11 protein-coding genes are annotated in these 13,817 nt (G+C 58.8%); 2 read left to right on the forward strand and 9 right to left on the reverse strand.

Going from position 1 to position 13,817, the window contains the following annotated elements:
* Nucleotides 1–40: 40 nt before the first annotated feature.
* From KSP9073_RS08400 to KSP9073_RS08410, 3 genes are all read right to left on the reverse strand, one after another.
* Nucleotides 41–703, reverse strand: coding sequence for a response regulator (locus KSP9073_RS08400; RefSeq protein ID WP_086622302.1), 663 nt, complete (start codon nt 701–703; stop codon nt 41–43).
* 257 nt (nt 704–960) lie between these two features.
* On the reverse strand, nt 961–2,883 hold the full coding sequence (gene acs / locus KSP9073_RS08405) for an acetate--CoA ligase (RefSeq protein WP_243409184.1): 1,923 nt from the start codon (nt 2,881–2,883) through the stop codon (nt 961–963).
* A 157-nt stretch (nt 2,884–3,040) separates the two neighbouring features.
* Entirely contained in the window at nt 3,041–3,577 is a 537-nt protein-coding gene (locus KSP9073_RS08410) for a SprT family zinc-dependent metalloprotease (RefSeq protein ID WP_108842518.1), read from the reverse strand.
* A gap of 86 nt (nt 3,578–3,663) precedes the next feature.
* On the opposite strand from KSP9073_RS08410, the gene KSP9073_RS08415 reads away from it, so the two are divergent.
* A complete protein-coding gene (locus KSP9073_RS08415; RefSeq protein WP_108842519.1) occupies nt 3,664–4,362 on the forward strand; it encodes a YecA/YgfB family protein in 699 nt (232 codons plus the stop codon).
* Between the two features lie 20 nt (nt 4,363–4,382).
* Here the strand turns inward: KSP9073_RS08415 and KSP9073_RS08420 are convergent, their stop codons facing one another.
* On the reverse strand, nt 4,383–5,510 hold the full coding sequence (locus tag KSP9073_RS08420; protein WP_108842520.1) for a phospholipase D-like domain-containing protein: 1,128 nt from the start codon (nt 5,508–5,510) through the stop codon (nt 4,383–4,385).
* 143 nt (nt 5,511–5,653) lie between these two features.
* Here KSP9073_RS08420 and plsB point away from each other — a divergent pair, with 143 nt between their 5' ends.
* The gene (plsB, locus tag KSP9073_RS08425; protein ID WP_108842521.1) at nt 5,654–8,131 is read left to right on the forward strand and encodes a glycerol-3-phosphate 1-O-acyltransferase PlsB; all 2,478 of its coding nucleotides are present in this window, start codon (nt 5,654–5,656) and stop codon (nt 8,129–8,131) included.
* Here plsB and KSP9073_RS08430 read toward each other — a convergent pair.
* The 5 genes from KSP9073_RS08430 to aceF form a co-directional block, all read right to left on the reverse strand.
* Complete coding sequence (locus tag KSP9073_RS08430; RefSeq protein ID WP_207771442.1) at nt 8,123–8,896, reverse strand: class I SAM-dependent methyltransferase; 774 nt, start codon at nt 8,894–8,896, stop codon at nt 8,123–8,125. The genes plsB and KSP9073_RS08430 overlap by 9 nt on opposite strands.
* Before the next feature lie 14 nt (nt 8,897–8,910).
* The gene (locus tag KSP9073_RS08435; protein ID WP_108842523.1) at nt 8,911–9,708 is read right to left on the reverse strand and encodes an undecaprenyl-diphosphate phosphatase; all 798 of its coding nucleotides are present in this window, start codon (nt 9,706–9,708) and stop codon (nt 8,911–8,913) included.
* Nucleotides 9,709–9,719: 11 nt separating this feature from the next.
* A complete protein-coding gene (gene tsaB / locus KSP9073_RS08440) occupies nt 9,720–10,403 on the reverse strand; it encodes a tRNA (adenosine(37)-N6)-threonylcarbamoyltransferase complex dimerization subunit type 1 TsaB (RefSeq protein WP_108842524.1) in 684 nt (227 codons plus the stop codon).
* Between the two features lie 307 nt (nt 10,404–10,710).
* Nucleotides 10,711–11,367 (reverse strand): adenylate kinase, encoded by a 657-nt coding sequence (adk, locus tag KSP9073_RS08450; protein ID WP_108842804.1) that lies wholly within the window; start codon nt 11,365–11,367, stop codon nt 10,711–10,713.
* A 236-nt stretch (nt 11,368–11,603) separates the two neighbouring features.
* Entirely contained in the window at nt 11,604–13,769 is a 2,166-nt protein-coding gene (gene aceF / locus KSP9073_RS08455) for a pyruvate dehydrogenase complex dihydrolipoyllysine-residue acetyltransferase (RefSeq protein ID WP_108842526.1), read from the reverse strand.
* Nucleotides 13,770–13,817: the final 48 nt, after the last annotated feature.

The following is a 13,817-nucleotide window of genomic DNA, read 5'->3' on the forward strand; positions in this document are numbered from 1 at the left end:
TCCCGGTCCATGCCGGGATTTTTAACAATCGAATTGGCGTTCAGTTTTCGACGCGTGAAGGCTCTACTTCCAGTTTCTGGGCCGCGATCACCGCCTGCGTTCGCGAATGAACACCCAGCTTGCGTAAAATCGCCGTGACATGTGCCTTGATGGTCGCCTCGGAAACATTGAGGTCGTAGGCAATCTGCTTGTTCAGCAGGCCTTCGGTCAGCATGTTAAGCACGCGAAACTGCTGCGGCGTCAGTGATGCGATCGCCGCGGCAAACTTGGCTTCTTCCTCATCACCGTCTCCCAGATAGTCAGCCATTTCAGGCGGAAGCCATATCTCGCCATCAAGGATGGCACTGATGCCACCGGCGATCGTGTCCAGTGACGCCGACTTGGGAATAAAACCGGACGCCCCATAATCAAGAGAGCGACGAACCACCTGTGGCTCTTCACTGCCCGAGATCACTGCCACGGGGATGTCAGGCATCTGTCCGCGCAGCTGAATCAGGCCTGAAAAACCATGTGCACCGGGCATACGCAGATCCAGAAGAATCAGGTCAGCATCAGGATGGCGCGTAACGACCTCGATGGTGGCTTCCATGGTATCGGCTTCAACAATTTCGGCATTGGCCGCTACCTGACGCAATGACTGCGTCAGCGCCGCACGGAACAAGGGGTGATCGTCTGCCACGATAAACTTCTGGGCAAAGGCCATGCAGTTTCCTCCAGGATTCCCCGTATCATTCAGGACGGCCCAGCCCCGGTCAAAACGCGGTCAGCCACGTCATCAGCAGTGCAAGGCCGAGCGTCATCATGCCACCTGCCGATCATGTAACCAGCAATCTCAGCATGTTACCCCATGATTTTTTTATTTCCAAAATAAAACGTTAGCAACCGGTTCCCCGGCGCTAACGTTCATTATGCGACAAGATGACGCGCTTGTCGTGATAGAGAAGCAGATGAGCATATTTGCTAGTGGTGAACGCGCTCCTTGATCAGGGCTTCCACAACGTCAGGATCGGACAGCGTACTGATGTCGCCAAGGCCATCCACTTCGTTGGCGGCAATCTTGCGCAGAATGCGTCGCATGATCTTGCCGGAACGCGTCTTGGGCAGGCCCGGCGCCCACTGAATGGCATCCAGCTTGGCAATGGCCCCGATGTCGCGGCGCACAACCTCATTGAGCTCCTTGCTCAGCGCCTCACTGGGTTCGGTCCCCTGCATGAGGGTGATGTAGGCATAGATGCCCTGCCCCTTCATGTCATGAGGAAAGCCTACAACCGCTGCCTCGGCAACGGACGGATGCGCCACCAGTGCCGATTCGATTTCGGCCGTGCCCATGCGGTGCCCGGAGACATTGAGGACATCATCGATACGCCCGGTAATCCAGTAATCCCCATCGGCATCGCGGTGCGCGCCATCACCGGTGAAGTAGGCGCCGGGATGCATGCTGAAATAGGTTTCCTCGAAACGCTCATGGTTGCCCCAAATGGTACGCGCCTGACCCGGCCAGCTGCCTTCGATGACCAGACTGCCTTCGCCATCACCTTCAATGCGCTTGCCCTCGGCATCCATCAATGCCGGACGAATGCCGAAGAAAGGCCGCATGGCCGCGCCTGGCTTGACGTTTTCAACGTCGGTCAGGGGCGCCATCATGTGGCCACCGGTTTCGGTCTGCCACCAGGTATCCATGATCGGGCAGCGCCCGTTGCCAATAATCTGGTGGCTGAAATGCCAGGCCTGCGGATTGATGGGCTCACCCACTGTCCCGATCAGGCGCAGCGAATCTCGTCGGCTGCTGTCCATGACATGATCGCCATGGCCCATCATGGCGCGGATGGCCGTCGGCGAGGTATAGAAGATTGTAATGTTGTGCCGGTCAATCACCTCCCCGACACGACCATAATCTGGATAGCTCGGCACGCCTTCGAACATGACCGTTGTGGCACCGTTGGCCAGTGGCCCATACACCACATAGGAGTGACCGGTGACCCAGCCCACATCGGCAGCGCACCAGTAGACATCATCTTCACGCAGTCCAAAGATCTCCTGATGGGTCATGGCCGCATAAAGCAGATATCCCCCGGTGGTATGCATCAGGCCCTTGGGGGTGCCCGTAGACCCCGAAGTGTAAAGAATGAACAGGGGGTCCTCGGCGCCCATGGCCTCGGGCTCACACGCTACAGACTGCTCCTGCATCATCGCGCAGGCATCGATATCGCGGGATTGCCAGTCGATGGGCTTGTCACCACAGGGAACAACCAGCACATGCTCGACGCACTCGGTACCCTTGATGGCCAGCGCCTCGTCGACGTTTTTCTTGAGCGGCACCTGCTTGCCACCGCGACGTGAAATATCGGCGGTAATCACCACGCGGGAGGCACAATCCGATATCCGTCCTGCCAGCGCCTCGGGCGAGAAGCCGCCAAACACCACTGAATGCACGGCACCTATACGTGCACACGCCAGCATGGCCATGGCCGCTTCCGGAATCATGGGCATGTACAGCGTGACGGTGTCGCCACGCCCTACCCCAAGCGCCTTGAGCATATTGGCAAACCGGCACGTCTGTTCGTGCAGTTCGCGATAGGTAATCACTCGCTGTTGATCGGGGTTATCGCCTTCCCAGAGGATGGCAGTCTTGTCACCGCGGCTTTCAAGATGACGATCCAGACAGTTGGCCGAGACATTGAGCACACCGTCCTCAAACCACTGAATACGAGAGTGATTTTCGCCAAAATGCCCGTTGATGATCTTTTCAGGCGTGCGGATCCAGTCAAGGCGCTGCATCTCTTCACGCCAGAAGTCTTCAGGAGATTCGATCGAATAACGATAACGCTCGCGGTAGTCCTGCTCACTGATCGGGCTACGCAGCTTTTGTGCGGCACCTGCCATGGCTGGGGCAGTATGGCTCATGTCGCATCTCCTTGATCTAATGGGTCACGCAGACCCACCATTGGATAGTGTGACCCATAGATTAGCGTCAGGCAGGGGCAGACTGACCATTAGACGATGGTCACTGTTCGACCATTCTCTTTTCGTCTGAATCGGATCACACGCGATCGTCACATGCTTCAGGACGCAGTGCCTCGCCGCAGTGGCGACAGCGATACCGACTGCCCCGGCAAACGTTGTTATGGCGCCGCCGGGTAAAGTAGTGCCGACGACAGCCACAGAGATAGGCATAGGGGGCAGGACTGGCACGCGAGGTATCAAAGCAATGGGTAACGCTGGGGGGTCGGTCAAACACCTCGATCATGACCCGCTGCCACGCCGCGCCGTGCGGTCGAACGCGCCCGGGACAGGCATGATGAACGACCCAGTGCGCCATTTCATGCGGCACCACATCGGCAAGAAAGGCCTCGGGCTGCTCGCCGTAAAGCGTCATGTTAAAGCGCAGACCACCGCGACCATAATGCGCCTGACCGGCACTGCGCCCACGCAGATCGCACCAGATTTCGGGAGAGGGCAGCGCCGGATAGTGAACGCGGGCTGTCACAAGACATCGCTCAACATGAGCCAACAGCCGGGCACGGCTGGCATCGCCGAGCGGAAAGTCATCAATGTCGCTGGCAGGAAAATCGGTCATGGATGATAAACTATGCACTCTTAACCCGGCGGCCCGGCTGCCGTGCCACGCGCCGCTTACTGTATGTACTGTATGGATGCTGATCAATGAATGATATCACGGCCGATACGCCGCAATCGGTACCGCTGCTGGAGGATGAGCGTCTTGATGCCCTGTTCGAGTTTCTCGACTCCGAACGCGTCAACGAGGAAGCGCTGGACCTGTTTGGCGCCCATGGGCTTCTGACGGCGCTGGCCATCTCGACCGTGTCTCACGAGCGCGATGAGCGCCATGCCCTGATTTTTGACACCACGCCCGACTTTGAAAGCGATCAGCAGCGCCAGGAGACCCTTGACGCACTGGATGCCCTGCTCGTCAATGCAGTCGAAGTGTTTGAAAACGGCAACATCCCGGACCTGCCCTTTGACCTCGAGTTTGAAGGCAGCGAAGAAGACAACGAAGAGCATCCCGTACGCCTCTGGTGTGCCGGCTTCATGGAAGGCGTCTTTCTTGATGAGGCGGCCTGGTTCGGCGCTCAGGAAGAGACGGCCGCTGAACTGCTGCTGCCCTTCATGACCCTGTCGGGCCTGTTTGACGAGGAAGACCCGGAGCTGGCAGCCCTTGGCCAACAGCCCGCCGAAGCCACCCGCCTGGCAGGTCAGCTGGCCGAGCTGACGCTGGATCTTTACCTGCTGCAGCGCGCACCGGTTGAAAAGCCTGCCCCCGCACCTTCAAAAGGCAGCAAGGGCGCAAGGGGCAACTCAAACAGCAAGGGCAAGTCCAGAGGCCCGGGCAAGCGCCAGTAAAAGACGCCTGGCAAAAGCCTTCAGCGCAATCGAGTAATCAGCGCATCCATCATGCCGTAGACCCATTCACGCAGCCGCTGGCGTCGCGACCGCGACGCCCAGTGGACAGCGCTGATTTCATGGCACTGATCAAAACAGTGTTCAAAGAGTTCCCCCAGCTCGGTGGCGAAGCCAGGATCATCAATTTCCTGATTGGCCTCCAGATTCCACTGCAGGCTCCAGTGATCAAAATTGCATGAGCCAATGGTGGCCCAGCCGTCACACAGGCTGAACTTGGCATGAATAAAGCGCGGCTGGAACTCGAAAATGCGCACGTTTGAACGCAGAAGCCGGGTAAAAAACCGCTGTCCGGCGTAGCGCACGCTAGGATGGTCATGATCACGTGCGGCCAGCAATAGCCGCACATCTACCCCGCGACGTGCCGCTCGGCGCAGCTGCCTTCTCAACGTGCGTGTGGGTACGAAATAAGGGGTACAGATCCAGATACGCGTTTGAGCCGTACTGACCTGATGCTGCAGTGAGCGACGGATGGCCTGATAGTGATATCCCTGCCCCCAGACCACGCGACCGACCATATGACCTTCACAGCGCATTGGATTCGGCGCAATCTCGGGCGTATCGCCCCTGCGACGGGCACCGGTCAAAAAATCCTGGGCTTTTCTTGAGCGCCACACGCGATTGAACAATCCAATCCAGTCATCAACACACGGGCCGGTGATGCGGATGGCCACTTCAAACCATGACCCGAGAAACTGGTCACTGATCCCAAAGCCCCCCGTAAAGGCGGTATGTCCATCGATGATGACCAGCTTTCGATGATCTCTGGAAATAAAACGCCCCAGATGTCTGAGCGAGAGGACGTTGAACTCACGAAGGGAAATGTTGGCATCCACCAGACGCTGCTTGCTTTCATCGGAAAGTGACCATGATCCGCAGGCATCAATTAAAAGCCGCACCTCGACGCCGCGGGCGCGGGCCCGGATAAGTGCTTCAAAAAAACGCACCCCCATGTCGCCATCCTCGACGATATAGAGCTCGATCAGAATCGAGGCCTTCGCGTGATCGATGGCGTCAAGCAGTGCGGGCACAAAACAGTCTGCCGTCGGCAACAGGGAAAAATGATTGCCGTCATGCCACTGCTCTCTCATGTTGCATCTCCCTGTCTTGCTGCCCTCCGGGCCATGTCGATTCAACCAGCGCTATACTATAGTGCCAGGTCATCGGATCGGTGCAGATCTCATTGTCAGATCATTCAACCTCCCATATTCCCGATTCAGCGAGCAAACCGGCCATGTCTGAAACATCTTCACAGGGATTCTGGCAGCGCCTGGGGTGCCAGGCACTCGGCGCTTGGCTGCGCTTTCGCAGCATTGATCCCGAATGCCCGAAAACACTTTTGACCGGGCATGATCGGCCGATCATCTACATATTACCGGTGTCGGCCCTGTCTGATCGTCTTGCACTGTCCATTTTCTGTCAGCGCCTTGATCTGCCCTCTCCCGATGGCAATGTCTGCCTGGCCCATGGTCAGCGTTTTCCGGCGCGCATGGCCCTGTTCGATGCGACGCACTATCGCCGTCACCGTGGCCATGTCGACCGCTCCACATCGCTGGATCATCTGATCACGGCACTGGAAGAGTACCCTGACAGTGATGTGGATCTGGTACCGGTCACGCTGTTCTGGGGGCGAGCTCCGCAACGTGAACGCGTAGGCCTGCGTCATCTCCTGACCGCCGACGGCTGGTCGCTGGTGGGCCGCCTGCAGCGTCTGGCGGGCGTGATCATCAACGGCCGCTCGCTTGAGATCCGCCTGGGAGAACCGGTATCGCTGCGTACCCTGATGGCCCATGGCGAGGTCGACCAGCAGTTCAACCGCACCCGCATCACCCGCTTTTTACGGCGCTATTTTCGCCGCATTCGGCTCCAGGCCATCGGGCCTGACCTTTCTCATCGTCGCACACTGGTCAGGCGGGTGTTGCGCCAGCCCGCCGTTCGGGCAGCCGTGCACGACAGCGCCCTGGAGCGCGGCGAACGTGATGAGCACGCCCTTCAGCGTGCCGAGCGCTACGGATTTGAAATTGCCGCCAACATGTCCACCCCGGTGCTGCGCTTTCTTTATCAGGTGCTGGGCCGGCTGTGGAATCGGCTTTACGATGGCGTCGATGTGCACGGCATCGAGGATGTCGAAGCCCTGGCGGGGACTCATGAGCTGGTCTATGTCCCCTGCCACCGCAGCCATATCGACTATCTGCTGCTCTCCTACGTGCTCTATCAGCAGGGGCTGATGCCACCGCACATTGCCGCCGGCCGCAATCTCGACATGCCCCTGATCGGCCCACTGCTGCGACGTGCCGGCGCCTTTTTCATGCGTCGCAGTTTCAAGGGTAACCGCCTCTATGGCGCCGTATTCAACGAGTATCTGCATCAGCTGCTGTCTCAGGGGCACCCGGTCGAATACTTCATCGAAGGCGGACGCTCACGCACCGGACGCATGCTCTCCCCCAAACCCGGCATGCTGTCGATGACGCTACGCTCCCATGCCCGTGCACCGAGTCGCGAACTGGCCTTCATACCGATTTATATCGGCTACGAGAAAGTGCTCGAATCCAACGCCTATATCCGCGAGCTGCGCACGGGCAAAAAGCGCAAGGAGACCCCACTGGGACTACTGCGCGTGCTGCGCCATTTGCGCCAGCCCTTTGGACGCGTTCAGGTCAGCGTCGGCGAACCGCTGGTACTGGGCAGCTATCTGAATCAGCGTTTCCCCGACTGGCGCTCGCAGAAGCCCGGGCCAGAGGCCGACTGGCTGCGAGAGGCCGTGCCGAATCTAAGCCTTGAAATTGCCACCCGCATCAATCACGCCGCCGCGCTCACGCCCATTTCGATGGTCGCCCTGACGATGCTGGCCACGCCACATCGCACCATCGAAATCGATCTGCTCATGCGCCAGCTCAAGACGCTGTATGCACTACAGGAACGCCTGCCCGGCGGCAAACGCGTTCGACTGCCCGAACAGGGACCACGGGAATGGGTGGAACGCAGTGAATATCTGGGCATGGTCAGTCGTATCGAACACTCACTGGGGGATTTGATTACGGTCAGCGACGAGCGAGCGCCGCTGCTGACCTGGTATCGCAACAACGTGCTGCATCTCTTTGCCCTTCACGCGCTGGTCGCCTTTGCCTTTCGCAATAACGCCCGCCTTGAATTCACCACCCTTGAAAGCCTGCTGGCCCCCATCTGGCCGGCGCTGCAGCAGGAGTTCTTCATCGAGGCTGATGACCAGGCCTTTGCCGAGCATCTGAATGGCGTCCTGGAAGTGTTCGTGGCACTGGGGCTTTTGACACACCAGGGGGATACCTGGCAGCGTCCCGAGACAGGCGATGAGGCGCGGGAACGGCTCTACCTGCTGGGCCGTGCCATCCAGCCGACGCTCGAGCGCGGCTTTATCCTCTTTTCAACGCTGATGCATTACCCCAATGGCACCATCAGTCGGGAAATGCTGGAAGCACAGAGTCAACTGCTGGCAGAGCGACTGACGCGGCTACAGGGGCTTAATGCACCGGAATTTTTCGATCGGCGCCTGTTTGCCGGACTGCTGGACAGTCTGGAACGCGACGGCTGGCTCTGGCAGTCACAGGAAAAGCTCAACTTTGATGCCCGCCTGCCGGAAGCCCTGATGAAAAGCCGCATGCTGTTTGATCCGGCCCTTCGCCATCGCCTGACAGAGCTGACCGCCGGGCGCGCGCACAGTGAAGCCTCAGCGTGAGGGTTTTAGTGAGCGATGCACATAAAGGTCATAGCGACTGTTTTTGGAAACAATCTCATGGCTGGGGGACGGCCCCTCGATGGGCGGTGCACCCTTTGGCCTTTTAACCACGACCCGGTGGGTCGCGATATCGAGCGCCTGGGCCAAAAGCTGCGGCGCATCCGTGTCATCCCCGACAAGACGGCGAAAAAGGCGCATCTCCTTTTTCACCAATGCCGACTTGTCCTGATGCGGATACATGGGATCAAGATGAACGACCTGAGGCGCAACGTCTGACGTGGCAATCAGTTCTGACAGCGTCTGACTGCTGTCCCCTTCCACGAAATAAAGGCGCTGCGTCAGCGCCTTTAGCGCTTCCAGTCGGCAGGCTCGATTCAGCGCATCCAACAGCAGGGCTGCCACAACCGGATGACGCTCGATCATCAGGACCCTCGCCCCAAGCGAGGCCAGCACCGCGCTGTCCCGCCCGAGCCCCGCCGTGGCATCAATGATGTCTGGCGACACCCCTTGTTTCAGACCGCAGGCGCGCGCGATCAGCTGACCGCGCCCGCCGCCGAACTGACGTCGGTGCGCCACACCGCCTCCGACCAGATCGGCCCGGATCGGTGCACCGAATTGACGTTTGTCGCCGCCCAGTTCCAGCCCGTGCTCACCATGGCGCAGCCACAGCTCATCACTGCCCGGCGTCGGCACCAATGCCAGCCCCAGCCGGTGCGCCAGGACATGGTCTTGTGTGTCATCGCCGAGCATGACAGGACGGGGCATGGGATTTAACAGTGTCATGCCAGAGTGATGAACAGGAAGATGCCCAGAATCATGCGATAGATGACAAAGGGCAGCATGCCGATGCGATCCAGCGCGGCCAAAAAGAGCTTGATACAGGCCAGTGCCGAGAGAAACGACAGGACAACACCGCCCATGATAGGCAACCAGTGGGCATCGGCACCGGTCTCGGCAAGCTCGATGCCCTTGAAAAGCCCTGCCGCCAGAATCAGCGGAATCGACATCAAAAACGAAAAACGCGCCGCGGTCTGGCGGGTATAGCCCAGAAGCAGCGCCGCCGTGATGGTGATGCCTGAACGAGAAGTGCCTGGAATCAGGGCCAGTGCCTGCGCAAAGCCGATCAGCACGGCATTTTTAAGCGTCATCTGAGACATGACGAGCTTTCTGATGCCCTTGACGTCTGCCCACCACAGCAACAGACCGAACAGGATGGTAGTGGTTGCGATCACAAGCCCGGATCGGGCGTAGCTGCTGATCAGATCATCGCCCAGAAAGCCCAGAATGCCGGCCGGCAGGGTGGCCGCAATCACGGCCCAGCCGATACGGGCTTCCTCGCTCGGGCGGCGCTTGAACACATGCGCAAACCAGCCGCCCAGGATGGCGATGACATCCTTGCGAAAGGCCATCAACACGGCCAGAAGCGTCCCCACATGAACGGCAACATCAAACGCCAGCCCTTGGTCGGGCCAGCCAAACAGCTGTGATGGCAAAATCAGGTGTGCCGATGACGACACAGGCAAAAATTCGGAGATCCCCTGAATAAAGGAGAGCACCACCACATGAAACCAATCCATAAAGAGCATCCTTAACGCTTGCTGGAAACAACCTGATCACGCAGATAAACGGGGAGGGCCTCCTGCGGGCTGGTGATCAGCCCCGAGGCAAAATCCATGGCTGCCAGTTGCGCAATGTCACGGGCTTCGGGTTCGCGATGCTCAAGCGTTATCCCCACATACGTTCGAACCTCGGACGACAACCTGTCCATGAGAGCAACACCGCTGCCGATCATGGTGATCGACCCAGGCGAACATGAGGACAACGCAAGCGATTCCGGCGCCATGACGCTATCGGCCATCACGGCTTCGAGCCGCCCTTCATCGACTCGGTAAAGCGCCACGTAAAGCTCACCCAGACGGGCATCAAGTGCCGGCATGATGAGACTGGCGCCGTCACGCTGCCAGGCATTGTGTGCCAGCGCCCGCAGCGTTGAAACACCCAGCAGCGGGCACCCCAGCCCGTAAGCGATGCCCTGGGCCGCCCCGGCCGCAATACGAATGCCGGTAAAGGCGCCCGGTCCATGACCATAGGCGATAGCATCCAGCGAGGTACGGGCAATACCGGCCTCATCAAGAAGGGCATCGATCATGGGCATGAGACGACGGGTATGACCCCGCGGGGCATGCTCTACCCTGCTGATCACATTACCGTCCATCCAAAGGGCCACGGAGCAGGCAGAAGAGGAAGCATCAAGGGCCAGCAGGCTAGTCATGGGCTCGCTACGTCAGAGTCGGAAATGAGGCGGCATTATACGTAGGTATCGCAACGCCCGTCCAAAACGCGTTCAAAACCGCGTTCTGGAGACAACCATGAGATCACCGCACATGAGCAATGAGCGCAGGCCATGGAAGCAGCGCATCATGACACTGCCATGACAGAGACACCATGCCAGCTCAATTATTCCGTCAACCTTGCGAAAAACATGCATAACGGCACAGTTCAAAAGGGAAATCCGGATATAAAAAAACCGCATCCCCAAGGGCATGCGGTTTTTGTAGAGCCTGTCATGGCCTCAATGATCAGACAGAGAGTGCCGCGACCACCTGGGCACGAATCTCCTCGACACTGCCCACACCCTCGATCCGATGGAAAGCCGGTGCCTTCTCGGGTGCCTGCTCCTGCCACTGCTGATAGTACGCAATCAGGGGCTCGGTCTGGTCATGGTATACGTCCAGACGATGGCGCACGGTGTCTTCGCGGTCGTCTTCGCGCTGAATCAGAGGCTCACCGGTTTCATTATCGATATCAGCCGTGAGAGGCGGATGATTATCGACGTGATAGACGCGCCCCGAGCCCGGGTGAACCCGGCGACCGGAGAGCCGGTTGATGATCTCTTCATCGGCCACGTGAATTTCGAGCACGTGATCCAGATCGATACCGGCCTCTTTCAATGCATCCGCCTGCACGATCGTGCGGGGGAAACCATCGAACAAAAAGCCGTTGGCACAATCGGGCTGAGCGATACGCTCCCTGACCAGTTCAATGATCAGATCATCGGACACGAGCTGACCGGCAGACATGATTTCCTTGACCCTCAGGCCCAGTTCATTGCCTTCCTTGACGGCCGCCCGCAGCATATCGCCGGTCGAAATCTGGACGATATCGAAGCGTTCGCAGATGAATCGGGCCTGCGTCCCCTTACCCGCACCAGGGGCTCCCAACAGGATCAAACGCATGAAAAACCGCTCCTCAATAAATGACTCATGATCCGGACCGACGCCACCAGACAATCGTGGCTGGCGGGCCATCTGAAAATAAAACGCAACAATAACGACAGGCACCCTGCAGGCACAAGTGAAGTCGACGACTCTGCGACATATTGACGACGCCTGCCCACTGCGCAGCAATAACCGATCCGCATGCCCCATAAAAAGGGCGGCCCCGAAGAGCCGCCCCTTGATACGGTCAACCGTTACATGGTCAGTCGACGAATATCGGTCAGAATCGCTGCCAGATACGCTGTAAACCGTGCCGCATCGGCACCGTTAACCGCACGGTGGTCATAGGACAGGGACAGCGGACACATCAGTCGTGGCTTGAACTCGCTGCCGTTCCATACCGGCTTCATCTGCGATTTCGACACCCCCAGAATGGCGACTTCAGGCGCATTGACGATGGGCGTAAACGCCGTGCCGCCAATTGAACCGAGACTCGAGATGGTAAAGCAGCCACCCTGCATCTCTTCGCGCTTGAGCTTGCCTTCCTGAGCCCGACCGGCCAGGTCGATCACTTCCTTTGCCAGCTCGACAATGCCCTTTTGATCCACGTTGCGGATCACCGGCACCATCAGCCCGTTGGGCGTATCCACCGCCACACCGATGTTGAAATACTTCTTCTGAATCAGCTTGTCGCCATCCGGGTGCAGCGACACATTGAACTGCGGATACTTCGCCAGTGCGTGCGCGGCCGCCTTGATCATGAACGGCAGCGGTGTGAGCTTCGCGCCCTGCTGTGCCGCCTCGTCCTTCATCGCCTTGCGGAAGGCTTCAAGCTCGGTGATGTCGGCCTCATCGAACTGGGTCACATGCGGCACGTTGAGCCAGCTGCGATGCAGGTTGGTCGCACCCGCCTTCATCAGACGACCCATCGGCTTCTCTTCGATCTCACCGAACTGGCTGAAATCGATGGCCGGGATCGGCGGAATACCGGCACCGCCCTGCGCCGGCGCAGACGACTGAGCGGAAGCACCGCCGCCCTTCCTGCGATCGGCCATGACCTGCTTGACGAAGGCATCCACATCTTCTTTCAGCACGCGTCCCTTCGGACCGCTGGCCTTGACGTCGGAAAGTTCAACACCCAGCTCACGTGCCATCAGACGCACGGCCGGACCAGCATGAACGCTGCTGCCGGAAGTACTTTCGCCCTGCTTGCGACGAGCCTCGGGACCAGGCTCACCGCCGTAGCTGCCCTCGTCCTTCTTCGCCTTGCTGTCCGGCACATCCTGCTTGCCGCTCTCTTTCGAGCTGCTGGATTTGCCCTTTGAATCAGATGATTTTTTGACAGAGTCGTCGGATTTTTTCTTCGAATCAGCCTTGTCGCCGGAAGACTTTTTGGACGAGCCTTTGGACTTGCTGCCGGCCACTTCGATATAGCCGATCAGATCGCCTTCGGAGACGGTATCGCCTTCCTTGACGCTGACTTCCACAATCTTGCCCTTGAAGGGGCTGGGGATGTCCATGGAGGCCTTGTCGGACTCCAGCGTGATCAGCGCATCTTCTTCGTTGACCTCATCGCCTTCACTGATCGAGACTTCGATGATTTCAACGTTGTCGCTGCCGCCGATGTCCGGAACCCGCAGCTCCTGACGACCGCCGTCGCCTTCCTCGACGTCGTCTTCGCTTTCGTCGTCGGTAGCCTCGGCCTCATCCTCATGGTCGGCACTATCATCGTCGGAGGTGTCGTCTTCGGAGGTATCGTCGTCGGCGTCATCATCGCCTTCGCCGGCAATCTCCATGGTGCCGATCAGGTCGCCCTCGGAGACGGTATCGCCTTCCTTGAGCTCAAGAGAGACCAGCTTGCCGCTGTATGGGCTGGGCACATCCATCGAGGCCTTGTCGGACTCCAGCGTGATCAGGGCATCTTCTTCACTGATCTCATCGCCTTCGCTGACCGCGATCTCGATGATTTCAACGTTTTCGCTGCCGCCGATGTCCGGAACACGCACTTCTACCGTGCGCTTGCCGCCGGAGGACTTCTTCGGCTTTTTGTCTTCTTTAACATCAGATTCGTCGGCTTGCGCCTCTTCTTCCAGATGTTCGGCGTTGCGGCCGTCCTTGACCGATGACGTGTCATCACCGCTCTCGTCTGCCTCGTCATCGCCTTCTTCAGCGTCGCCGTCACCCTCGGATTCAAGCTCGAGAATGTCGTCGCCTTCGGATACCTTGTCCCCTTCGCTGACCAGTACCTTCCTGACCTTGCCAGCCTTCGGTGCGGGGATGTCCATGCTGGCCTTGTCGGATTCCAGCACGATCATGGTGTCTTCAGCTTCGATCGTATCGCCGGCCTGGACGGAGATCTCGATGATCTCGACGCCCTCGCTGCCCCCGATGTCGGGTACCTTAATGATTTCACTACTCAAGGTCGCGCTCCTTATCACCTGGCCGTTGCCCGAGCCGGGTGAGCGTGT

This window comes from Kushneria phyllosphaerae, assembly GCF_900312995.1.
GTDB classification, from domain to species: domain Bacteria; phylum Pseudomonadota; class Gammaproteobacteria; order Pseudomonadales; family Halomonadaceae; genus Kushneria; species Kushneria phyllosphaerae.